This is a genomic window from Janthinobacterium sp. BHSEK, from assembly GCF_056174685.1.
The window spans coordinates 318,223-342,471 of the sequence record NZ_JBWBYV010000003.1; the positions used below are offsets into that span (position 1 = coordinate 318,223).

18 protein-coding genes are annotated in these 24,249 nt (G+C 63.5%); 13 read left to right on the plus strand and 5 right to left on the minus strand.

The features are described from left to right. Positions 1-62 precede the first annotated feature (62 nt). Together AC0V2Y_RS02080 and AC0V2Y_RS02085 are read left to right on the plus strand one after the other, a co-directional pair. A complete protein-coding gene (locus AC0V2Y_RS02080) occupies positions 63-1,715 on the plus strand; it encodes a histidine kinase (RefSeq protein ID WP_475413697.1) in 1,653 nt (550 codons plus the stop codon). Continuing rightward, entirely contained in the window at positions 1,712-2,401 is a 690-nt protein-coding gene (locus AC0V2Y_RS02085; protein ID WP_475413698.1) for a LytR/AlgR family response regulator transcription factor, read from the plus strand. The genes AC0V2Y_RS02080 and AC0V2Y_RS02085 overlap by 4 nt, the downstream gene beginning before the upstream one ends. Before the next feature lie 8 nt (positions 2,402-2,409). On the opposite strand, the gene AC0V2Y_RS02090 is transcribed toward AC0V2Y_RS02085, so the two are convergent. Next, positions 2,410-3,282 carry a M90 family metallopeptidase gene (locus tag AC0V2Y_RS02090; RefSeq protein WP_475413699.1) on the minus strand — a complete coding sequence of 291 codons (873 nt, stop codon included), beginning with the start codon at positions 3,280-3,282 and terminating at the stop codon, positions 2,410-2,412. Positions 3,283-3,600: 318 nt separating this feature from the next. After that, positions 3,601-4,101 carry a winged helix-turn-helix domain-containing protein gene (locus AC0V2Y_RS02095; protein WP_223278908.1) on the minus strand — a complete coding sequence of 167 codons (501 nt, stop codon included), beginning with the start codon at positions 4,099-4,101 and terminating at the stop codon, positions 3,601-3,603. A 468-nt stretch (positions 4,102-4,569) separates the two neighbouring features. Here AC0V2Y_RS02095 and AC0V2Y_RS02100 point away from each other — a divergent pair, with 468 nt between their 5' ends. The 9 genes from AC0V2Y_RS02100 (at position 4,570) to AC0V2Y_RS02140 (ending at position 12,588) form a co-directional block, all read left to right on the plus strand. Continuing rightward, entirely contained in the window at positions 4,570-4,806 is a 237-nt protein-coding gene (locus AC0V2Y_RS02100) for a hypothetical protein (protein ID WP_475413700.1), read from the plus strand. A 405-nt stretch (positions 4,807-5,211) separates the two neighbouring features. After that, positions 5,212-6,213, plus strand: coding sequence for an ABC transporter substrate-binding protein (locus tag AC0V2Y_RS02105; RefSeq protein ID WP_475413701.1), 1,002 nt, complete (start codon positions 5,212-5,214; stop codon positions 6,211-6,213). Between the two features lie 42 nt (positions 6,214-6,255). Further along, entirely contained in the window at positions 6,256-7,065 is an 810-nt protein-coding gene (locus AC0V2Y_RS02110) for an ABC transporter permease (RefSeq protein ID WP_373631952.1), read from the plus strand. A gap of 11 nt (positions 7,066-7,076) precedes the next feature. Then, entirely contained in the window at positions 7,077-7,868 is a 792-nt protein-coding gene (locus AC0V2Y_RS02115; protein ID WP_077401587.1) for an ABC transporter ATP-binding protein, read from the plus strand. Positions 7,869-7,898: 30 nt separating this feature from the next. Continuing rightward, positions 7,899-9,800 (plus strand): sensor histidine kinase, encoded by a 1,902-nt coding sequence (locus AC0V2Y_RS02120; RefSeq protein ID WP_475413702.1) that lies wholly within the window; start codon positions 7,899-7,901, stop codon positions 9,798-9,800. 3 nt (positions 9,801-9,803) lie between these two features. Continuing rightward, positions 9,804-11,150 carry a sigma-54-dependent transcriptional regulator gene (locus tag AC0V2Y_RS02125; protein ID WP_436500614.1) on the plus strand — a complete coding sequence of 449 codons (1,347 nt, stop codon included), beginning with the start codon at positions 9,804-9,806 and terminating at the stop codon, positions 11,148-11,150. A 105-nt stretch (positions 11,151-11,255) separates the two neighbouring features. Further along, positions 11,256-11,537 carry a hypothetical protein gene (locus tag AC0V2Y_RS02130; protein ID WP_475413703.1) on the plus strand — a complete coding sequence of 94 codons (282 nt, stop codon included), beginning with the start codon at positions 11,256-11,258 and terminating at the stop codon, positions 11,535-11,537. Positions 11,538-11,600: 63 nt separating this feature from the next. Then, positions 11,601-12,287, plus strand: a complete 687-nt coding sequence (locus AC0V2Y_RS02135; RefSeq protein WP_475413704.1) for a hypothetical protein — start codon at positions 11,601-11,603, stop codon at positions 12,285-12,287. Positions 12,288-12,339: 52 nt separating this feature from the next. Further along, the gene (locus tag AC0V2Y_RS02140) at positions 12,340-12,588 is read left to right on the plus strand and encodes a hypothetical protein (protein WP_475413705.1); all 249 of its coding nucleotides are present in this window, start codon (positions 12,340-12,342) and stop codon (positions 12,586-12,588) included. On the opposite strand, the gene pbpC is transcribed toward AC0V2Y_RS02140, so the two are convergent. Further along, positions 12,585-14,669 (minus strand): penicillin-binding protein 1C, encoded by a 2,085-nt coding sequence (pbpC, locus tag AC0V2Y_RS02145; protein ID WP_475413731.1) that lies wholly within the window; start codon positions 14,667-14,669, stop codon positions 12,585-12,587. The genes AC0V2Y_RS02140 and pbpC overlap by 4 nt on opposite strands. A 17-nt stretch (positions 14,670-14,686) precedes the next feature. Continuing rightward, the gene (locus AC0V2Y_RS02150) at positions 14,687-20,431 is read right to left on the minus strand and encodes an alpha-2-macroglobulin family protein (RefSeq protein ID WP_475413706.1); all 5,745 of its coding nucleotides are present in this window, start codon (positions 20,429-20,431) and stop codon (positions 14,687-14,689) included. Positions 20,432-20,903: 472 nt separating this feature from the next. Here AC0V2Y_RS02150 and AC0V2Y_RS02155 point away from each other — a divergent pair, with 472 nt between their 5' ends. Beyond that, entirely contained in the window at positions 20,904-21,932 is a 1,029-nt protein-coding gene (locus tag AC0V2Y_RS02155; RefSeq protein WP_475413707.1) for an OmpA family protein, read from the plus strand. Between the two features lie 70 nt (positions 21,933-22,002). Then, positions 22,003-22,950, plus strand: coding sequence for a YihY/virulence factor BrkB family protein (locus tag AC0V2Y_RS02160; protein ID WP_475413708.1), 948 nt, complete (start codon positions 22,003-22,005; stop codon positions 22,948-22,950). Positions 22,951-23,012: 62 nt separating this feature from the next. On the opposite strand, the gene AC0V2Y_RS02165 is transcribed toward AC0V2Y_RS02160, so the two are convergent. Further along, the gene (locus AC0V2Y_RS02165) at positions 23,013-24,209 is read right to left on the minus strand and encodes an AI-2E family transporter (protein ID WP_475413709.1); all 1,197 of its coding nucleotides are present in this window, start codon (positions 24,207-24,209) and stop codon (positions 23,013-23,015) included. Positions 24,210-24,249: the final 40 nt, after the last annotated feature.

Here is a 24,249-nt window from a genome sequence, read left to right on the forward strand (position 1 = left end):
CGGCACCGGGGAGCATGAAAATGTTGCAAAGGGTTGGCAAATGAACAGCTACAATGCCCGCCATGCCCTCCCTCTTCCGCTACCTGTTGCTGTGCTGCCTGGCCTTGCCCTCTTTCGCCTGCGCCATGCATCCGCTCTGGCTGGACGAAGGCTGGCGCACCTGCGGCGCGAGTCCCTCCGCGCCCGCCGCCACACTGCGGCAGTTGCTCCGGCCGGGCCAGCTGCTGTGCATCGAGCGCGAACTGATCCTGGCCGCCACGCCGTCGTCGACGCAGCTGCTGGTCCTGTCGGCGCTGGCTTCCAGCGAGCTGTGGCTCGATGGCAACTTGATCGGCAGCAATGGCCTGCCGGCCCGCCAGGCTGTCGATGAAAGGCCGGGCGACATCGATTTCGCCATCCACCTGACGCCACAACAGTTGACCGTAGGCAAGCACCACCTGCGCCTGCTGCTATCGACGCAGCAGGCGCCGGCCCGCCTGGTGTCACCATTCTATGCGCTGTACCTGGTCGACCGCCAAGAGTACCGCGCGGCGCTGGCCTGGTACCGGCTGCCGCCGCTGCTGCTGGCCGGCGCGCTGGGCGCCGTCGCCCTGCTCTTCCTCGCCTTGACGGCGCTGTACCAGCGGCAGCGGCACTGGACCATGTTTGCCGCGCTGTGCCTGGTGGCGGCGCTGCTGCTGGTGGCGGAACTCTGGCGCAGCGTTACCGGCTACGCCTACCCCTGGCACTTGCCGCGCCTGTATGCCGTCAGCGCCCTGACCTGGCTGTTTTCCGCCCTGCTGCCCCTGTATTTTTATACGGCCTGGCGCCTGCCCCGTTGGCCGCTGGCGGCGGCGGTGTTGCTCGCGTGCATTGCGCTGGCCGGCGCGCTACCCGCGCATTTCGACGCCCGGTGCTGGCTGATGTTTCTGACGGGCCTGACAGCGAGTCTGCTGCTCAACCTGGGCGCCCTGTGGCGCCGCCTGCCGGGCAGCCGCGGCGGCACCTTGATCGCGCTGGCCTCGTGCGCCATGTTCCTGCTGACGGGCAGCCAGTTTGCCGAAGGCGGCTTCGCCCTCGTCGTGTGCTTCTTGCTGCTGCCCCTGTGCGCGCAATTGCTGGCGCAGCTGTTGAGCGAACGCAGCAAGGCGGCGCGCGCCCGGCAGCTGGAAAACCAGCTCTTGCGCAAAAGCATGCAACCGCATTTCCTGATGAATTCCCTCAGCCTGATCAGCGAACTCAATACCCAATCGCCGCAGGCGGCCGAAACCTTCATCGAGGCGCTGGGAGCCGAGTTGCGCATGCTCAATGAATTTGCCCAGCAACCGAGCATCGCCCTGACGCAGGAACTGGCCCTGTGCCAGAATTACCTGAGCATCATGGGCACGCGGCTGCAGCAGCCGTGCCGTTTGCAGCTCGATGGGGAGGCGGCGGGCATCACCGTGCCGCCCGCCATCTTGCTGACGGCGCTGGAAAATGCGTTCAGCCATAACCGCTACCGCCACGGCGCCCACTTCGTGCTGCGCAGCGCCAGGCTTGCGCAAACGCACATACTGACCCTGATCCTGCCCGAGGGCGAGGCCCGCACTCATGCGGGCAGCGGCGTGGGCGAACAGTACATCCGCGCCAGCCTGCATGCCGTATTCGGCGATGCGGCCAGCTATGCCTGTGAATATGCCAGCGAACAGCCGCCGACAGGCTGGCGCCTCACCTTTACCTTGCCGGCGGCCCCATGAACGTATTGATACTGGAAGATGAACCGCTGATCGCGCAAGGCCTGGAACGCGAGGTGCGCGCGCATTTCGGGACGCGCCTGGCGGCGCTGGCGCTGCACGACAATGTGCCGCAAGCGCTGGCCGCCCTGGCGCAGAACAAGATCGACTTGCTGCTGCTGGATTTGAACCTGCATGGCCGGGACGGCTATGACCTGCTGCGCCTGGCCCAACAAGCCCCGTTCCAGACCATTATCGTCTCGGCCCACGCGGAGCGCTCGATCACGGCCTTCGAATTCAGCGTGCTCGATTTCGTCGCCAAGCCCTTCAGCCGCGAACGGCTGCAGAAGGCGCTGCAACGCTACACGGGGCGGCATACGCAAGCGGCCTCGCTGGCCGTCAAGAAACGGGGGGCGCTGGAATGGATCGCCATGGCCGAGATCGACCACGTGCAAGCCGATGGCCACTACAGCAACATCGTGCTGCGCAGCGGCGAACAGTGCTTTCACGACTTGCCGATCGACAAGCTCATGGCCCTGCTGCCGCCCCATTTCCTGCGCGTGCACCGCTCCTACCTCGTCAACAGCCTGGGTTTCAAACGGCTGCAGATCGCCGCGGGCGGCAGATACGCGCTCGACACGCAAACCAGCACGGGCATCCCCGTCTCGCGCAGCAGCTATCCCGCGCTGAAACAGCGGTTGCTGGGCTGAAGCCCCGCCTACCAGTGGGGCGCGTAATTGGGAAACGGCGAGGCCATGTGTTCGGGTTCCACAGGCGGCGCCATCCAGTCGCGCGGGTCGACCTTGTAATACTGCAAGAATTGCGCGTACAGCTCTTCGTGGTGCTCGGCCATCTGGTACGGCTTTTCAAAGAAGGTTTCCGTCGCCACGGCAAAGAATTCGGCGGGATTCGTGGCGCCGTAGTGGTCCATCACGCTGTGCTGCTGATAGATGGCGTCGTGGCGCAGGTTGTCGAAGTCGCGCGACAGCACGGTGGCCCAGCTGCGGTAGCTCGACACGCTGGGCAGGTAGGGCGCGCCATTCGCGGCGCCCGATTCGCTGTCGAGCTGGTGGGCGAATTCATGCAGCACGACGTTGTGGCCATCGGTCCAGTCGGCCGCACCGCGCTGCACGTGGTCCCAGGCCAGCACCACGCGGCCATCGCCCCAGGATTCGCCCAATAGACCATTGGCCGATGGCGTGACCACGCCGCCCGGCCCCACTTCATTGCGCGTGACGATGAATTCCGTGGGGTACACGAGGATGGTGTCGAGTTCCGGATACACCTGGGTCTGGCGATTCAGCAGCAGCAAGCACGCCTGACCGGCGATGGTGTAGCGCATCTCGTCCGTGATCTCCAGGCCGCCGCAGCCGACGAATTTCTTCTGATACAGGAATTGCACGACGAGCCGGCGCAACTGCTGCTGCAGCGGCGCCGGCATGCGCGGATACACGGGAATATTCTTTTCCAGCACGGCCAGGCCTTCCGGCGGCAAGGGCCTGGACAGGGCACGTTTCAAGCGCCAGCGGGGGAACCATAATGAAAAGACGATGGCGGCCGTGACGAGGGCGATCCACAGGAACGGATTCATGCGGCGGCCCGTTTCAGGCAGCGCAATGGCGGGAACGATAACAGGGCGGCGTAGGCAGACAAGGACAAGCTCCTTCAAATGAACCCGCGCGTTGCGGGCAGCAGTCCAGCCCACATGGGGTTGATTAATATCTTTTCAATCCGCCAAGGTCAAAGGGCTTGCCCCAACGCCAAAAGCCGGGTTGCAACCCGGCTTCTATTACGTCCCAACGCCTGACAAAACCGTAGCGAGCGGCGATGATTTGTGGCCAAGAAGCGCAACCGTACCTTAGTACGGTGAGCATCGCAGGCCGCACGCCGCGCGAGGTTTGGTCAGGTGTTACTCGGCCGACTTTTGCTGTGGCGCGCCAAACAGGGCGGCCACCAGCGGATCGCGCGTCACGGGACCGCGGTTGACGCGGATGGCGTAATGCGTGTCATCGGCCAGGATGTGGAAGTGGCGGCCGCTGCCTGCCATGCTTTGCTCGCGCAGGCCGGGACGGTCCTTGCGCGGTGGCGCGCCTTCGCGTTTCGGCTGGACGATGGCGGCCAGGAAGGCGCGCACGCGCTCAGGATCCGGCGTCAGCTGGTACACTGCCTTGCCCAGGTAGGTGGCGGTGCCTTCGATGTAGCGGGCCAGTTCGATCACGCCCGCTTCGCGCAGGTCGCGGATGTATTTGCGGGCGCCCGATGGCGAAAACTTGAGGAACCAGGCGATTTCGTCGGCCAGCATCTCGTGCAGCGACAATTCGCCGATCAGTTTTTGCATGTTTTCGATGCGGCGCAGGGTGGCCGACGTCGAACGCACGCGCTCGATCGGTGCCATGGAAATGGGATTCATGCGTTCCGGGGGGATGGGTGCTGCGCGTTCGACCATTTGCGAGCCTTTTTCGGGGCTACGAAGTTCCTGGTGCGCTGCCTTTAATTCGCTCTTCACGTGAGACTGAGTCATTGCATGCATTTGAATACTCCTTTTAAACGATTGCCGGTAGCCCGGATTGTTAAGTTCTTGGCAATTTTTATACCAGAACGCCACGAATCCTGAGCGTCTGGACACAGAATGCCATCCTGCTCCTCACTGGTCTGTGCGTTAACGAACATTAGAAGCAAGAAAGTGAAAAATATTGCCCTGCTGAATTATTTCTCTCGCGGCATCTATAAAAGACATCTGAAAAACCCCGTATCCCATACGCGCACAAAGTGAAATAGCGAACAGAAGCGTCGGCATTCTTGCAATAAATTCAAGCTTCGCGCGCGGCGCCCGCCGTCCGCATCGCGCCAATTCTTAATATTTTGCAAAGGAACCATCATGAACATGCCTACTCTGCTGGCCGCCGCTGCCCTGGTCACCCTGTCCGCCTGCAAAAAACCGGCCGAGGCGCCGCTGCCTGAAACGGCGCCCAACCCCGCATCCGCCCCGCAGGTACTGCCCGCCCCCATGACGCCAGCCACGCCGGAAACGGGCCCGGGCAGCACCACGCCGCCCGCGCCGCTGACCGATCCGGCCACCGCGCCGGCCCTGCCGCCCGCCACGGCGCCGAAATAAGGCCCGCCAAAGCCGACCGATCAGGCGCCCGCGCGGCGCCGCCCCTACTCCACGGGGGAGTTACGCGTTGCCAGCCTGTTTGCAACGCGTTTTTTTACGATTGGAGTCGGCCGCGCCATTTAGGTTCACCCGCATGCCGGCCCCCACGCGGCGCCAGCCCGCATCGCATCCACCGGCCAAAATGCGGCAATCCGCACAGCCTTTCCCCTCGCCGTGCGGAAAGGCGGAATCTCGCCATTTCCCATTTTCAATAGATTCAAATTAAACCTTTATAAACAATCACTTGCAATAAACGCCAAAATGCGCTCCACTGGCACGGAAGATGCTTTTATATTTTTGTAACCGCCACCAGAGCGGCAGCCTCACCCAATATAAAAACCATCTACCTTTTTTGGAGACAACAGCATGGCAAGCACCTTCCGCATCGCATCCGTCCTGAACACCAAGGCACTGGCCGTGGCCGTCGCACTGGCCGCGCAATTCCCGCTGGCGGCCCATGCGGCCGATCTGGTTCGCCTGGGCAACCTGAAATTCGCCCATTACGGCGCCGTCGCCTACATGAAGGAAATCGCGCCCAAATACGACCTGAAAATTGAAGAGCGCATCTTCGCCAAGGGCCTCGACATCGTGCCAGCCATGATCGCCGGCGAAATCGACGTCTCCGCCAGCGCGCTGGAAGCGGCCATCACGGGCCGCGCCACGGGCTTGCCCGTGTACCTGGTGGGCGGCTTCGCCAAGGGCGGCGTGCAGATCGTCGGGCGTCCCGACCTCAACATCAAGGATATTGCTGGCCTGAAAGGCAAGAAAGTCGGCGTCACGCGCGGCGGCCCGCAGGAAATCCTGCTGTTTGCCGAATTGACCAAGGCCAAGCTGAGCTGGTCCGACAAGCCGGGCAAGGACGTGCAGATCCTGTACATGGGCTACCCTGACCTGAACCAGGCGCTGCTGACCAAGGATATCGACGTCATGAGCCAGTCCGAACCGTACTCGACGCAGGCGATCCACAAGAAATACGGCGCGGCCATCATCAAGCCCTACGACACGCCGCTGGGCGAGCCCGTGCGCGCCCTCGTGATGACGGAAAAGATGTACAAGGAAAAGCCGGCCGTGGCCCAGCGCTTCATGGATTGCTTCGTCGCCGCCACGCGGGCGTTCTTGGCCGACCCGAAACTGGCGGAAAAATACGTGCGCGAATCGATGTTCAAGAACCAGATCACGAGCGACGATTACCGCGACGCCATCGACAACGCCATCTTCACGGAAGACATCACGCAAAGCCACGTGCAGCTGACCACCGACTACATGGTGAAATTCGGCGTGGGCCGCATGGCCAAGGCGCCTGCCGCCAAGGATTGGGTCAAACTGGATCTGCTGGAAAAAGCCAAGAAGTCCTATGTCCCACGCTAACCACGACCACGCTAATCTGAAAGTGTCACGATGAATATTCAAATGATGAAACGCTTCGCGCACGGCGCCGCCGTGCCCGTCGCCGTGCTGCTGCTGTGGCAAGCCATGTCGACCTTCGGCTGGATCAACCCGCAAATCCTGCCCTCGCCCGTGGCCGTGCTGGTGAAGTGGTATGAATACCTGATGCCGATGCAAGCGTACACGCCCGAAGCGGGCAACTACCTGGTGTGGATGTTCTCCGGCGAACTGCCGCACGACGCCTGGGCCAGCCTGTCGCGCGTGCTGGGCGGCTTCGCCATCGGCGCCGGCCTGGCCTTGCCGCTGGGCTTGCTGATGGGCACCAACAAGACCATCTATAAACTGTTCGACCCGCTGGTGCAGGTGCTGCGCCCGATTCCGCCGATCGCCTACATTCCGCTGGCGATCCTGTGGTTCGGCCTGGGCAACCCGCCCGCCTTCTTCCTGATCAGCATCGGTTCCTTCTTCCCCGTGCTGATGAATACCATCGCCGGCGTGCGCCAGGTCGACGGCATCTATATCCGCGCCGCACGCAACCTGGGCGCCAGCCAGATGACCATGTTCCGCCGCGTCATCCTGCCGGCGGCCACGCCGTATATCCTGGCCGGCGCGCGCATCGGCATGGGCACGGCCTTCATCGTCGTGATCGTGGCGGAAATGATCGCCGTCAATAGCGGCCTCGGTTTCCGCATCCTGGAAGCGCGCGAGTATTTTTGGTCTGACAAGATTATCGCCGGCATGTTTACCATCGGCCTGTTCGGCCTGGCCATCGACATGGCCATGAATGCCCTGAATAATCATTTGCTGCAGTGGCACCGCGGCCTGGAACACTGAGAGGAACGGCCATGACCACGATCAATATCAATGCAGTCAATAAAATCTTCACCACGGGCGGCGCGGACGTCATCGCCCTGAAGGACATCAACCTGGAAATCGCCAGCGGCGAGTTCATCTGCCTGCTGGGACCGTCCGGCTGCGGCAAGTCGACCTTGCTCAACGCCATCGCCGGCTTTTCGCAGCCGACCTCGGGCCAGATCCTGGCCGGCGGCAAGCTGATCACCGAGCCCGGTCCCGACCGCGGCATGGTGTTCCAGGAATACGCGCTGTTCCCCTGGATGACCATCGAAAGCAATATCGCCTTCGGCCTGGAAATCGCCGGCAAGACGCCAGCCGAGATCAAGGAACGGGTCGACATGCTGCTGAGCATGCTGGGCTTGACGGAATTCCGTGCCCGCTACCCGAAAGACTTGTCCGGCGGCATGCGCCAGCGCGTGGCCATCGCCCGCGTGCTGGCCCTCGATTCACCGATCATGCTGATGGATGAACCGTTCGGCGCGCTGGACGCCTTGACGCGGCGCAACCTGCAAGATGAGTTGCTGAAAATCTGGAAAGTCTTCGGCACCACCATCGTCTTCGTCACGCACTCGATCGAGGAATCGATCTACCTGGCCGACCGCACCATCGTCATGACCTACCGTCCCGGCACCATCAAGCGCGACGTGGCCATCGAACTGCCCCGCCCGCGCGACCCGAGCGACCCCGAGTTCAACCGCCTGAAGCGCATGCTGGGCGAGATGGTGATGGAAGAGCAGCAAAGGCACCATAACGCCGAGACGATGGCCAGCACCGCCGATTGAGGTAGCTTGATTAAGCGACCGCAAACTTATTTGGGGTCTGACCCGGCGGGTCAGACCCCAAGGCTATTCGGCCCCCTGCTGGCCGTGGGCTCGCTGGTCGTGCTGACATGGGTCTCGTATGCCTGGGTCAAGCAGCGCCAGCTCGATGAATTGCACCGCACGCTAGATTCGCGCGCGGAACTGTATGCGGCGTCCATCGGCGGCGCCCTGAACAAATACGAATTCCTGCCCCTGGCCGTGGCCCAGAGCGATGCGGTGGCGCAATTGCTGCAGCGGCCCAGCGCCGACAAGGTCACGCAGATCAATGCCTACCTGGTCGACATGAACCGCCGCGCGGGCGCCTTTGCCGTCTACGTGCTCGACGACAAGGGCACGACCCTGGCGTCGAGCAACTGGCAAGACCGCAGCTCGTATGTGGGCGTCAACTACGGCTTCCGTCCGTATTTCAAGAACGCCATTGCGGGCGGCATCGGCCGCTTCTACGGCATCGGCTTTTCCACCTTCGAGGCCGGCTATTTCATTTCGCAGCCCGTGCAGCGCGACGGGCGCATCCTCGGCATCGTCGCCGCCAAGGTCAACCTGGACTGGATCGAGCAATCGTGGCGCACGCCCGGTGCGGGCGAACAGATCTGGGTCAAGGATGCGAATGGCGTGATCATCCTGGCCACCACCCCCGCCTTCAAGTTCAAGACCCTGGCGCCTTTGTCGCCGGCCGCCAAGAAAGACATCAGCGAGCAGCGCCAGTTCCTGCAAGAAAATCTGCCCATCCTGCCGCACAAGGTGCAGCGCCAGTTCGCCGACGGCGCCAGCGTCATGACCCTGGAACGTCCCCAGGCTGGCGACTCCCCCGCCCTGTCCGGCAGTGCCGACAAGGCGGACTATCTGGCCGTGAACCGCGTGCTGGGCCCGCTGCAATGGCAAATCACCGTGCTGGCCGAGCTCGACCAGGTGAATGAGGCGGCGCGCAACGCGGCCATCGCCGCCGCGCTGGGCTGGGCCTTGCTGCTGCTGGCCCTGATGTATGCGCGCCAGCGCCGGCGCCGCATCGCCGACAAGCTCAATGCGCAACAAACGCTGGCCCGTGCCTATGAACAGCTGGAAATCAAGGTCGAGCAGCGCACTGCCGACCTCGTGCACGCGAACGGCCGCCTGCAGGCGGAGGTGACCGAGCGCGAGCGGGCCGAGCAAACCTTGCGCTATGCCCAGGCGGAACTGGTGCAAAGCGGCAAGCTGGCCGCCATCGGCCAGATGGCGGCCGGCGTCACGCACGAGCTGAACCAGCCGCTGGCCGCCCTGCAGACGTTTTCCGACAATGCCAAGGTGTTTCTGGCACGCGGCCAGATCGATGACGCGCTCGACAACCTGTCGACCATTTCCGACCTCGTCAAGCGCCTCGGCTACGTGACGTCGCAGCTGAAGGGCTTTGCGCGGCGCAGCGACGATGCCCGCAAACCCGTCAGCGTGCGGCAGGCGTTTGCGCAAACCATGCTGCAAATCCGCACGCGCAAAGGCTCGCAGCGCCTGACCCTGCATGAAAGCTGGCTTGAGGACGACATCATCGTGCTGTGCAACGCCATCGGCCTGGAACAGGTATTTACCAACCTGATCACGAACGCAATGGATGCCGTGCCGGAAAGCGAGCCCGTGCAAATCTGGCTCCAGGTGCGGCGCGAAGGCAGCCTTGCCGTGCTGCATATCACCGATAATGGCCCCGGCATCCCGCTCGCTTCGCTCGACAAGATCTTCGACCCCTTCTATACCACCAAGGAACACGGGCTGGGCTTGGGATTGTCGATCAGCGCTGGCATACTGCGCGCGGCCGGCAGCGCCCTGGCCGTGCGCAACCGCAGCGCGCAGGAAGGGGGCGGCGCGCAATTTACCATCACCCTGAGCTGCGCCCCGGGGGAGAATAAGATAGAGACGAAGGAATAGGGAATGCACGAGAATAATTTTGAAGGCATGCAAGTGCTGCTGGTGGAAGACGACGCCGTCGTGCGCAAGGGCGCCCGGCAATCGCTGGAACTGGCGGGCCTGCAAGTGACGGCCGTCGCCACGGCCGAGGAGGCGCTGCCTTACCTGGTACCCGAATTTGCCGGTATTTTATTGAGCGATATCAAGCTGCCCGGCATGGATGGCTTGAAACTGCTCGATATCGCCGTGGCGCAGGATGCCAGCCTGCCCGTGATCCTCGTCACGGGCCACGGCGACGTGTCGATGGCCGTGGGCGCCATGCGTCGCGGCGCCTACGATTTCATCGAAAAGCCGTTTTCCGCCGATCTGCTGGTGGAAGTGTGCCGCCGTGCCCTGGATAAACGCCACCTGGTGCTGGAAAACATGAACTTGCGCCGCCAGCTCGAACAGCGCGTCGGCATCGAGGCGCGCATCGTGGGCCGCAGCGCGGCCATGGCCAAGGTGCGCCAGCTGGTGCTGAACCTGGCGCCGAAGTCGGCCGACATCATCATCCTCGGCGAAACGGGGACCGGCAAGGAGCTGATCGCACGCTGCCTGCACGACTTCAGCGAGCGGCGCGACCACCCGTTCGTGGCGATCAACTGCGGCGCCCTGCCCGAATCGATCTTCGAGTCGGAACTGTTCGGCCACGAGGAAGGCGCATTTACGGGCGCGCAGCGCCAGCGCATCGGCAAGATCGAGTACGCCAACGGCGGCACTTTGTTTTTAGACGAAATCGAAAGCATGCCGCTGGCCCTGCAAGTCAAGCTGCTGCGCGTGCTGCAGGAACGGCAAGTCGAGCGCCTCGGCTCAAACAAGCTCATTTCCGTCAATTTCCGCGTGATCGCCGCCGCCAAGGAAGACCTCAATGTGCTGGCCGAACAGGGCAAGTTCCGGCCCGACCTGTACTACCGCCTGAACGTGGCCAGCCTCACGCTCCCCGCGCTGCGCAACCGGCGCGAGGATATCCCCCTGCTGTTCGAGTTTTTCGTGCTGCAGGCGGCGCTGCGCTACGGCCAGCCGGCGGCCCTCGTCAGCGGCGAACTGATCGCCTCGCTGATGGCGCAGCGCTGGGCCGGCAATGTGCGCGAACTGCACAACGTGGCCGACCGCTTCGTGCTGGGCTTGCTGGACGAGACCCTGAGTCCCGCCGGCTGCCGCGAAGCGTCGCTGGCCGAACAGGTGGACACCTTCGAGATTTCCATCATCGAGGAAGCCTTGCGCCGCCACAATGGCAACGTCATCGACGCGGCCGCCAGCTTGAATATCCCGAAGAAAACCCTGTACGACAAGCTCAAGCGATTTGATATCTCGACGGAGCAATTCCGTTAATCTGAAGCAAATGGCCGACACAGCCATGGGGCGGCGTCCTACCCGTGCGGGCGGTCTCCTGTGTGAGAATGCAAGCTCTTATTCATTTCTGCACAGGACACTGCCATGAAAACCGCCGCTCTCTTGCTGGCCGCCACCCTGATGACCGTCGGCGGCGCCTGGGTACAAGCCCAGTCGACGACAAACGTGAACCAGACGGGCAACCACACCAACAATGCCAACGATCCGGGCCAGCAATCGGACCAATCCGACAAGCTCGACAACAAGGGCAAGCTGATCCACGACGGCAAGCCTGCCAAAACGCGCACCGACAAGCGCACGCGGCGCGGCAAGCCGACAGCATCTACACCCGCTGTGCCCAGCATCCCCCCCGCCCCCGCAAAATAAGATCAGCGCTGCGCCACATTGCTCCAAGGCACGCTATCATCGCGCCTTTACAAGATAGCCGGGATGACAATGAAAGCAGCATGGCAAGCGATGGTGGCGGCAGGCGTATTGGCGGCCACAGGCGTACAGGCGGCAACCACGGTGGGCGAGTGCATGGAACTGACGACGGGCGTCAAGTTCAGCAAGAACAATGGCGACGCGCAAGTCAACGTCGAGGAAGTCTTCGAAGGCAAGAAACTCAAGGGTATCCAGCTGATCCTCGACGGCGGCGTGCTGCTGGCCACGTCCTACCAGGACATCCGCGACGGCCAGGTCTTCCTGACGGGCACGGTCCATTACAACGAAGACGGCACTGTGCGCAGCAAGAACGTCTACGCGCCGCAGTCCGCCATCCCCGCCAGGATGCGCCCGGGCCAGGAAGTGCGCGTGCAGTTCACGGACACGCAAACGAGCACCCACTACCCGCTGGCGGGCCTGTCCGACAAGATCACCACCTCCACGCGCACGGATCAACGCGATTTCTCGATCACCTTCCTGGGCTGGGAGCGCCTGGAACTGGGCGGGCGCCGCTTCCCCGACGCCTGCAAGTTCGAACTGCACGACGTGGGCGGCAAGAGCAAGGGTAAAAGCGGCGAATACGTGTGGTATGCGCAGGGTTTCGGCGTGATCATGACGGACAAGATTGACCAGGATGGCGACGTGCAGCCCGCGTATCGCATTGCGCTGACAAACATCATCAGCGCGCCGTAATTTTTAGCAACTTTTGCGCTAGAATCGGTGAAACACACTTTTTTAGGAAGTCATGTCGCCCATCGAACGCAAATGGTGGTTTGCCCTGCCGGTCATGTTCATCGCCATGGCCGCCACGCTGTGGCTGCTCGATTACGCGCAAGTACCACGTACGTACTCTTTCGCCTGGGTCATTATTTTCAGCCTGTGCAGCGTGCCGCTGCAGCGCAGCCTCTCTTTTCTTGTCTGGGTATTGCTGCTGTGGCTGGCGCCGGAAGTGGCGGATAGCAAGCGGGCCAAGGGGAGACGCCACACCGCCTAGTTCAGCTGCGCCAGGGCATTGCCCCGTACCTGGAACGCCACCTGCGCCACCGTCTTGCCGGCGTCATCGACGAGGGCCAGCGCATGCTTGCCCGGCACGGGGCGCCAGCTGATGCTCTCCGCTGCACCGCCCATATCCTTGCCGTCGAGCACCCAGCGCAAGCCGTGGCTGCCTTGTGCCTGGAAGAAGACGCGCTGCAGGGCGGGCGGGATGTCGGGGTCGATGGCGAGGATGCTGTCCTCGGCCGGATACACGATGGCGGGCGGCTTGACGGTGTCGCCCAGCACGGCGATGACGGGACTTTCCGTGCCGACGATAAACCATTCGCGGCGCGGCGCTTCCAGCGCGGGCTGGTACGCCACCATCTGCTGCAGCACGCCGGGCGGGGCTTTCGGCGCATGGCTGGGCACGTTCTTGTGCAGGTAATCCATGACGTCGCGCCACACGGGCGCGGCGCCCGTCACGCCCGACACGTCCCACATGGGATTGCCGTCGAAATTGCCCACCCACACGCCCACCGTGTAGCGCTCCGAGTAGCCCATGCACCAGTTGTCGCGCATGTCCTTGCTCGTGCCCGTCTTGACGGCGCTCCAGAAATTCGTCCCCAGCTCGTTGCGCAAGCCAAAGGTCATGCTGCGCGCGGCGCGGTCGGCCAGGATGTCGCCGACGATGAAGGCGGCGCCCGGTTCCATCACGCGGCGCCGGTCCTTGCCAGCATGCCCCGGCTGCAGGCTGGCGGTGCTGTACAGCCCGCCATTCGCCAGCGCGCGGTAGGCGTTGGCCAGTTCCAGCAGGGTCACTTCCGACGAGCCCAGCGCCAGCGACGGGCCGTAGTATTCGGCCGGCTCCGTCAGGCTGGACAGCCCCACGTCCTTCAGGCGGTTATAAAAACCGTCCTGCCCCGTCAGCAGCACCGTGCGCACGGCGGGAATGTTGAGGGAGCTGGCCAGGCTGGTGCGGGCGCTGACGTAGCCCTTGAAATTGCGGTCGTAGTTTTGCGGCGCATACATGCCGGACGCCGTGGCGACGTCCAGCGGGGAGTCGTCCATGACGGAGGCGGCCGTCATCAGCCGGCGCTCGATGGCCAGTTCATACAGGAATGGTTTCAGGGTGGAACCGGCCTGGCGCAGGGCCGTCACGCCATCGACGTGGCTGCCGCCCGCATTGCCCACATAGGCGAGGATCTCGCCGCTGCGGTTATCTAAAACGACGATGGCGCCGTCATTGACATTGCGCTCGCGCAAGGACGCCAGTTGCTGGCGCAGGTTTTCCTGCGCGAAGCGCTGCAAAGGGCCGTCGAGCGTGCTGGCGACCTGCGCGCCCGGCTGTTTCAATAACTGCTGCGCCACCTGCGGCGCGGGGGCCAGCTCCGCATACAGCGCATTGCGCTGCAAGGCCGTCTGCACGCGCTGGCCGATCAGCTGGCAGCTGCTGTCCAAGCGCCATTCCTTTGCCAGCGCGCAGGCGCGCCGCGTGACGGTAGCCGGCGGCGCGTTCGGCGCCCGCACCAGGCTGGCCAGGATGATGCCATCCGTCTGGTTCAGGCCCGACGGTGCCTTGCCGAACAGGCTGTACGAGGCGGAGGCGATGCCTTGCAGTTCTCCCCGGAACGACACGAGGTTCAGGTAGGCCTCGAAAATCTGCGCCTTGCTCCAGCTGTCCTCGATGGCCTGGGCAGCGCGCATCTGGTCCCATTTCTGGCGCAGGCTGCGTCCGCCCGAGGACGCCTGCAAGTCCGCGTCCAGCTGGCCCGCCAGCTGCATGGTGATGGTGGAGGCGCCCCGGGCTTTCTTGGAAAACAGATTGTCCCAGGCGGCCGTGGCCAGCGCGGACACATCCACGCCGCCATGGCGCATGAAGCGCTGGTCTTCCGCCAGCAGCACGGCCTGCTGCACGGCGGGGGAAATATCGGCCAGCGGCACCCACGGCAAGCGCCGCACCTTCATATCCACGCGCAACGATTGCAAGGATGCGCCGCCGCGGTCCAGCAGCTGCGCTTCCGAACTGCGGTAGGCGGCCTGCACCTGGGCCGGCGTCAGGACCGCCTCGGCGAAGACCGGGCTGGCCAGCAGGCCGCCCATGATAAAAATCAAACTCTTCACTGGCCCACCTTGACATTCGCATTCGGCGCTTCGCCAAACATCTCGGGCGAATACATGGCCTCGATGCGCGTGGCCGGCAGGCTGAAATCCCCGGCATTGTTCAGGCGCACCGTGTATTCCACGCTCCAGCTGCCCTTCGGCACGAAGGCGTAATAGGCGCGGAAAGCATCGAACGCGCGTTCCTCGAACGTGGGCCAGACCCAACCCGTGGACTTTTCACCGGCCGTCAGCAGCTGCGAATCGCGGCCCAGGCCATTGCCCAGCACGCTGGCGCTGGCGGGTATCGGGTCGTCGACCACCACCCAGCTCATGTCCGCCTGCGCCGACAACTCCAGGCGGACGCGGTAGACGTCGCCGCGCGACCAGGCACCCGCCGTCTTCTGCTCCACGGGTGTGATGGTTTTCTTGATCGTGTAGCCGCTGGAGACGGGCGCCTTGAGCGGGATGGCCGCCAGGCTTTGCACGGTGGCCCACGGCTTGCCCGTACCGCTGTGCGCCAGGCCCAGGGTGTCCGTGCCCTTCGGCCACGCCTGCAGCACGGGGCCCACTTTCGCCGCGCCATTCCACACGAGCGCTTGCGTATCGCCGCCTAATTTGACGGCGCTGGCGCCCGTCACTTGTGTGGACTCGAATTTGGCCGAGAATCTGGCGATGGCCAGGGTACCCCAGGCGTTGGCCACCGTCGTATCCCAGCGGCCCTTCTTCTGGCGCCCCATGCTGCCGCGCACCAGGCGGCCGATGTCATCCTTCCACGCCGGGTCGTCCATCACGGCCAGCAATAAACGGTTGGCGTTGACGTCGCCGGACACCATCAGCCACCACCAGTTATCCTTGCGCTCGGTGGAAAAGCCCATGGTCGTGCCCTGGAAATTCAGGCGCGAACGCAAGATCTGCTGCGCCTCGGCCAGCAGCGCATCGCGGCGCGCCAGGCCGGGCGTGCGTTGCAGCAACAAGCTCCAGTCGATGACGGCGGAAGTGGGCCACAGGTTCGGGCTGATGCTGATGCTCTCCAGCGCATCGGGCGGCACTTTATTCGAACGCGACAGCGCTTCCAGCGCGGCCAGCTTGCGCACGGCGAGGTCGGTCGTGGCCAGCGCGGAACGGCGCACGATCTTGCCCTGCACGAAGGCCGTCAAGGCGGCTTCCATGCGGTTCTTCGTCTGTTCCGGAATCGCATAGCCCGCTTCCCTGGTGGCCGACAGCACGTAGGCCGTCAGGCTGTCGCTGCCCTGCTCCATGATGGGGAAGTATTTCAGCATGCCATCGCTGTCCAGATAGGCGGGCAGGCTGGCGGCCAGCTTGTTCCACGCCTCCTGGTCTTGCAGGGCGATGGCTTTCGACGTGTTTTGCTCGAAGCAGGTGTACGGATAGGCGGCCATGTACTCGCGCACGCCGGGCAACTCGCCGCCCAGCCTGGCGACAAAGCTGGTCTGGATGCCGCCCCGGCCCGGCAAGGCGCCGGCCGGCATCTGCACGGACATATTGACGGGTTTCTCGATCTGCAGCAAGGTGGCTTGATACGTGCGCACGGGCGTGGCCTGGCCTACCTTTTGCGTGATTTTCAGCTTGTCCGTGTGGCTGCCCGCCTTGGCGACTATCTCCCAAACGACATTCTGCGCACCGAGCGGCACCTGGTAATCCCAGCCCGTTTCGCGCGCTTCGCCGGCAGCCAACGTCAAGCTTTGGCGCGGCAGCGCCTTGCCTGCCGCGCTGGCGTTGAGTTCCACGTTCAAGGATGCGGCCGAGGTGTTGCGCACAGTAAAACCCGCGCGCAACTGGTCGCCTTCGCGCACGAGGGTCGGCAAGCCCGACATCAAGATCAAGTCTTGCGAGCTGCGGATGTCCGTGCTGCCCGTGCCAAACAATTCCTTGCCCGCGCTGGCGATGGCAACGATGCGGAAGCCCGTCAAGGAATCGTTGAGCGGCACTTGCACCGTCGCTTCGCCCTTGGCGTCGAGCTTGACGGTGCCCTTCCAGAACAGCAGGGTGTCGAACAGCTCGCGGCTGGCGCCCTTGCCGCCGCCACCGCCAGCCGGGAAGGCCTTGCGGCCGAAATGGCGCTTGCCGATCACCTGCATCTGTGCCGTCGCCGTTTCCACTTGCAAGCTGCGCTGCGCCATCATGGTATCGAGCAACTTCCAGCTATCGTTGGGCATCAGTTCCAGCAGCCCCGTGTCGACGGCCGCCAGCGCCACTTCGGCGCCGGCCGGCAAGGCCTTGCCGTCGGCGCGGCGCACGCGCACGGACACTTCCGCCTTGTCGCGCGTCTTGTACACTTCCTTGTCGGACACCACCATGACGTTCAGCTCGTGCGCCTGCCACCCCACGTTCAGCGGCGCGATGCCCATCTTGTAGGCCGGCTTGCCCAGGTCAACCAGGGCCGTCGGCTGCACGCCATCAACCCTGCCCCGCACGACAAACACGGACACATACACATTCGGCGCATAATTCGGTTTGACCGGGATGGTCACCACCGGTTCCCGGCCATTGAGCTGGCGCACATAGGTGTCGAGGATGCCTTCGCGCTCGACCGTGATCAGCGCCGTGCCCGCGCGGAACGGCATGCGTACCTGCAAGCTGGCTTCCTGGCCCGGTTCATAGCGTTTCTTTTCAGGCAAGACGTCGATGCGGTCATTGTCGCTGGCGTTGAACCACCAGTCGCCGCCGCCGGCCACCCACGTTTCGCGGTTGGCGACGGCCGCGTTGCCGGCACTGTCCTGCGTGCGGGCGCGCAACACCAGATTGCCGCTGGCGGGCGCCTTCACGTCGCAGACCAGCAAGCCCTTGTTGTCCGTCTTGCCCGAGCACGCTTGGCCCAGCTTGACGACTTCGCTGCTGTTTTCATACGCATAGAAGCCGCCGATCAGGCGCCGGCGGTGCGAATAGCTGTTGCGCTGGAAGAAGTCGACGGCCACAGGGGCATTCGCCACCGGCTTGCCATTGGTACCGAGCACGGCCACCGTGAACTTGAAGGCATCCTTGCTCAAGGCCCAGGCATCGGGCTTGATGCCGATCACATAGTTGGAGGGCCACAGCGGCACGCGCGTGGCCACCGAGGCCGTCTCGCCATTCGCATCCTGGAAAGCCATTTCCGCCACCAGGTCGCGCGGCACGGACAGCTGCGGCAGCTGGTCGATGACGATGCGCGCGCCGCCCGCCTTGTCCAGGGTCAAGCTTTGCGTGCGCGCGGCAGCCGCGCCGGCGCCGGCGGGGCCGCCACGGCCCTCGTCCTGCCACTCGCCCTCATCGTCGTCATAGCCCGTGCCCTGCTTGACAAGACCTTCCTTCACGTCGCCATTGCTGAAGCTATAGTCGGGATAGTCGGCAAACGTCACGCTCTTGTCCTGCAGCACCGTACGCAGCTTGACGGGCGCGTTGGTGGCGGCGCCGCCGGCCAGGTAGCTGATTTGCGCATCCAGGGCCAGCTGCCTGGCCTGCACGGCGGGCGCTTTCGGGCCCTGCAGCACGGCTTTCATGGTCGGTACGCGAAACGCTTCCACGCGGAATCTGCCGGACGGACGGCCAGCCATCGTCACGCTGTATTCGCCCTGCTTGGCGTCGGCGGGGATGAGCCAGTCGCTTTCCGCCGTGCCGCCGGCGGACCAGCGCAGCGGTAATTGATAGTTCTGGTCGCTGCCCTGGTGCGTGATGACGATGGAGGTGGCGCTGCCGGGGCCGTTGTTCTTGTCGACCAGGCTCATGCCCTCGCCCGTGTGCTTGCGGATGAAATGCTTCATGTGCACGGTTTCGCCGGCGCGCAGCAGGGTGCGGTCGAATACCGTCGCCAGCAGGGTGTTGTCGGCGCGCGTGTCGTCCGTGGGCAGGTTGAAACGCCAGGCTTCGATGCCGCCCACCCAGTCCGACAGGGTGAACGTCATGTCGCCGCCGCTGCGCGCACTGATAAAGTAGCGGCCATTGTTCTTGCAGCTGGAAGCGGCCAGCTCGCCGGGGATGTGCGCCACGCCGTCCGCGCCCGTGGCGCCCTGCCACAGCAGCTTGCCGGCGCAGTCGCGCACGGCCACTTGCGCTTTCGCAACAGGCGCGCCCTTGTCCAGCGACGTGACCCACACGAGCGACGATTGCGCGCCGTGCTTGAAGTGGGCCGCCAGGTTCGTCACCAGCGCGGCCGTGCGGATATACGCCGTCGTCGGCTTGCCCAGCAGCACCTTGCCGAGGATGGGGCTGGCCAGCTCGACTACATAAAAGCCCGGTTTCTGCAGCGGAATGCCGATCACTTCAAAGGTTTTCCTGCCATCGGGGCGCGGCAGGCTGATGGGGCGCGTGCCGGCGGCGTCCGCCAGCACGGATTTGCTCATGTTGCCCGCATACTGGGCGTACGGCTGCCAGTACTCGCCCCCGGCGCCATTGCCGGCCAGGCGCTGCATCCACTCGATGACGAACTTGTCGTCATTGTCGGGCACGCGCAAGGTGGCACCCGTGGCGGCAGCGGATGGCTGGGCGATTTCCTTGCCCGACAGCACGGGCTCGATATTGCGCACCGTCACGGGCAGCAAGCCGTCGCCCTTCGCTTCGATGATGCCGAACGGGGCCGGGAACTTCAGCAGCGGCGGCTGTTCGCCCGTGCGCACCGTCATGGGGAAGCGCGCGCGGTTGAGCAAGGCGCGGCCCGCATCGTCCTTCAAGCCCGGCGGCAAGCTCAGCACCAGGCTGGCCTGCACAGGGAATGGGCCATTGAAGACGGCGCCATACAGGAATTCCGCCTTTTCTTCCTCTTTGGAAATCGTCGGCGCATACGTCTTGCCGCCGCCCTTCAGGGTCATGGCACGCACCAGCGACGCGCTCACGGGCGCGGAAAACTGCACGCGCATGGGCAGGAAGGGGATGCACTGCTCCTTCGGATTGCTGCGCTCGCAGCTGAACTTGGCCGTAAAATCGGGCCGCGTCTTGAACTGCAGGGTTTGCGCCTTGTCCGTAGCGATGCCGCCGGCGCTGGCGATGCCCTCGCCCCACACCAAGGATACCTTGGCGTTGGCGGGGAAGCTGCGCTTGCATTGCAGCACGGTCACGGGCAGCGGCGGCGCGCCCTTGCTGGCGACGGGCATGCCCGCTTTCCAGACCGTGCCCCGCTTCTTGAAGTACACGGTCAGGTAGCGGTCGAGAAAGCTCTTGCGCAGGGTCAATACCTGCTCCAGTTCCTTGCCTTTGAGCAGGCGCACGGGAATCTTTTCATTGATGCCATCGGCGCGGCAATACGCGTTGGCGGCCACGCTGGCCTCGTTCGGCGCGGCGTCCAGGCCCAGCACGAAGATCTGGTTTTCATCGATGTAGGGCTGGCCATCATAGGGCACGGCCTCGACGATGGCCGGACCGCCCGTGGAAAAGCGGTAGGATGCCGTTCCCTGCAAAGGCTTGCCCGCCAGATCCTTCAGCCCCGGCTGCAAGGTGAAGCTGCAGGCCACGCCGGCCGGCAAGTCGCGCTCGAAATCGAAGTTCCAGTTGCGTTCGTCAGCCCAGCGCCCCGCGCCCGCCACGACGGCCGGCTCCGCCTTGCCGCAATCGATGGCGAACGGCGCGGGCAAGCCCATGTCGCCGAACGGCACCATCGGCGTGGCGAACTGGGCCCGTACCTGGCGCACGGCCTTGACCGTGCCGCTCGGTGAAAACAGGGACACGCCGCTATCGGCCCAGGCCGGCGTCGCCAGGCCCAGCGACAGCAGCAGACACAGCGGGCCCAGCTTGCCAGGCAGCGGGGAAGTAAGAATATGGCTCAGGTCAGGCACGGGTAACTCCTTGATGAAAAGTGGCGGAGCTGGCTGCGGCGCGCAAAAGTTGCTTGGCGGAAGCCTGGAAAAGCAACAGAACGCGGCAGGAATACAACATCAATGTAATATTAGTTATCAAGCTCATCATTGTTGCTAATATACAGTGGCATGCAGGTGACAAGTCGTACGATTGCCTCTTGCCGCGCCGCCAGGAAAAGCCCGCGCTTGTAAAAATTTCACCAATAAAATTAGTTTTTTTCAACACCAAAGTCTTTGTCGTGAATCTGCAACACCATTGATATACCGCAATGCTTTGTGCGCCAGCGCACCGACCACCTGAACCTGCAAACGTATTCTCTAGTCCAACAGCAGTGCATTTATCGCAAGAAAGCGCACCTGGAAGTGTGGTCTATCTCTAGCAATAGCACGTGTAGCAAGATGTCGTTTTGATGCCGTAGAGAAAATCTCTTATCAACGTTGGGAGTTACTTGTGAATAATCTAAAAAAAATCGCCGTTGCCGCCGCAGTCCTGTGCTCCGCCCTCGGCGCACAGGCCCAGGAAATCAATCCCTCCTGGTATATTCAACCTAGCATCAACGCACTCAAGCCAGATTCCGACTTCGCCACGGACAAAACCGGCTATGGCGCAGGCTTGCGTTTCGGTAAGCCTGTTTCCCAGGACTGGGATATCCAGCTGGGCACCACGTATGCCCGCTCCAAGGATGGCGGTCAGCGCTACCAGCAAAATACGCTGGGCGTAGACGGCTTGTACATGTTCTCGCGTAAAGCCTTCCGTCCTTTCCTGCTGGTCGGTGCCGGCATGCAGCGCGACAAGGACACCAGCTTCGCCTTCGGTGAACGCACGAAGAGCTCGCCATACGCGAGCGTGGGCCTGGGTTTCCAGTCCAGCATCACGGAGCAGCTGTCCCTGCAGGCTGACGTGCGCAACGTGCACGGTTTCCTGCGCGGCAATACCTTCGATCCAAGCAGCAAATCCAACAACTACTATGTCACCGTGGGCCTGAACTACGCGTTCGACAAACCGGCTGCGCCGCCACCACCACCGCCGCCGCCGCCAGTGCGCGAGGAAGTCGTCGTCGTCGTGCCGCCGCCACCACCGCCACCGCCGCCAGCACGCTTTGAAAAAGTGACGATGTCGGCAACGGAACTGTTCGCGTTCGACAGCGCCAAGCTGGGTCCGACACAGACCAAGCTCGACGAAATCGCCCGCGTGCTGAACGCAGCGCCGGACGTCAACAACGTCGTCATCAGTGGTTATGCCGACCGCATCGGTTCACCCAAGTACAACCTGAAACTGTCGCAGCAGCGCGCTGATGCAGTCAAGGAATACCTGGTGGCCCACGGTGTCGCCGCCAACCGCCTGACGGCCGAAGGCAAGGGCTCGACCAATCCTGTCGTCACCTGCGATAACAAGAAACGTGCCGACCTGATCAAGTGCCTGGAACCAAACCGCCGCGTTGAAGTGGAACAGATCACCATCGAACGCCGCGTGCAGTAAGCTCGACAGTGGTACGCCACTTGTGAATAGAAAAAGGGGCTCGCGCCCCTTTTTTGCATTGAAAGCCATCATGAATTTCTCTACCCGCTATCCCAGGCTGGCCGGCCTGGCGCCGCTCAGCAGGCAGATGCGCAGTGTCATCGTCTGCTCCGTCACCGAATGGCTGGAGCACCGCGCTTCGAGCAAGGGCGCCGCCCTCGCCTATTACACCCTGTTTTCCATCGCCCCCATCCTCGTGCTGGTGATCGCCATCGCCGGCTTTTTCTATGGCCCGGCCGCCGCGCGCGGCGAGCTGATGGGGCAACTGCAAGGATTGCTGGGCACGCAAGGCGCAGAAGCCATCCAACTGGTGCTGGCCGGCGCGAAAAACCATGAACAGGGCCGCATCGCCACCCTCATCGCCAGCGCCCTGCTGCTGTTTGGCGCCACCAGCGTGTTTGCCGAACTGAAGGCCAGCCTCGATGAAATCTGGCAAGTACCACCGCTGAAGGAAGCCGGTGCCTGGGATATGGTGCGCACGCGCTTGCTGTCCTTCGGCCTGGTGCTGGTGCTGGCCTTCCTGCTGATGGTGTCGCTGGTGGTCAACGCCGCCATGGCCATCCTCGCCAACTTCTGGGAAGGCGTGTGGAAAGATACGGCCGTGCTGTTTACCATCCTGTCGAACCTGATCGGCTTTGCCGTCATCGCCAGCCTGTTTGCCGTCATCTATAAGATGCTGCCGCGCGTGCGCCTGTCCTGGCGCGACGTGGTGATCGGCGCCGTGGGCACGGCCTTCATGTTTTCACTGGGGAAATATGCGATTGGCGTGTATATCGGCAATAGCGGCGTGGCCAGCAGCTATGGCGCCGCCGGTTCGCTGGTCGCCCTGCTGCTGTGGGTGTATTACTCGGCGCAAATCTTCTTCCTGGGTGCCGAATTCACGCGCCAGTTCGCCCTGCAGCTGGGCAGCATGAAGGATATGCCGAAGACGGACGATGGCGACGTGCAAGTGAAGATACTGAAACGCCACCAGTCGTAAGGTGTCGTTCCGGATGCAGCAACGGCGCCCGAGGGCGCCGTTTTTCTTGGCCTTGCCGCAAGCTATTCGCCCAGCAGTTCCGCCACCACTTCCATGCCTTGCACGCGCTCGGCGACGACCTTCACCATGACGATGATGGGCACGCCCAGCAGCAAGCCCCAGACGCCCCACAGCCAGTCCCAGAACAGCAGGCTGACGAACACGGCAGTAGGATTCATGCGCGCGATGCGCCCCGTCATCCAGGTGGTGACGAAGGTGCCCACCAGGGTGGCGATGGCCATCGACGTGCCCGTCACCAGCAAGACCATTTCCAGCGATTCGAACTGCAGGAAGGCGACCAGGCCCGTGGCGATGGTGATGAGCAAGGGGCCGAAGTACGGCATGATGTGCAGCAAACCGGCCACGATGGCCCAAGCGCCCGCGTTTTCCAGGCCGATCACGCGCAGGGCGATCCACATCAGGACGGCCAGCAAGACATTCGTGACGAGCAGCATGAACATATAATTCTGGATCGAGGTATTGATGTCTTCCAGGATGTGCACGGTAACCTTCTTGCGGCTTAACGACGGTCCCGTCAGCTTGACGAGCTTGCGTTTGAATGTATCGCCCGACAGCAGCAGGAAAAACACGAGGAAGATGACCATGGTGGCCTGGCTGAGAAAGCCCACCAGGCCCAGCGAACCGGCCCAGACCCAGTCCATGATCTTGAAGTTGGGCGCCTCGGCGGCGGCGGCGCGGCGGTTGTTGCGGCGCGCTTCGGCGCCGGCGGCCACTTGCTCGATTTCATTGGCCACGGCCTGCATTTTCTGGAAGGTACTGTTCTTGCCGCCCGTATTGGCGGCGATCAGCCGCGACAGCTTGTGCGTGGCGGCCGGTAACTCTTCCACGATGGATTCGAATTCGCCCTGCACGCGCTCGACAACGACGATGGAACCGAACAGTATCAGGGCCGTGACGGCCGTGGCGCCGATGGCGCGCGGCAGGCGCAGCTTTTCCAGCCAGGCGACGACGGGATTGAGGGTATAGGCAATGAAAATGCCGAAGATGACGGGAATGAGGAATTTCTGTGCCCACTGCAGCGCATAGATGAAGCTGACGGTGGCGATGATGCCCAGGGCCATGCCGCGCGCGTTGACGTGCAGCGGCAAACGCAGCGAGGCGTCCGGGTGCTCGACGGGCGCGCCGGGAGGTGGCCCGGCAGGCTCGGTGGAGGCAGCCGCCACCGGCTCGGGCGGGGTATCTGTAGGCTGGATATGCATGCGATTCCCGCGACGGTCGGTGGAGGGCCGCAGTGCCAGC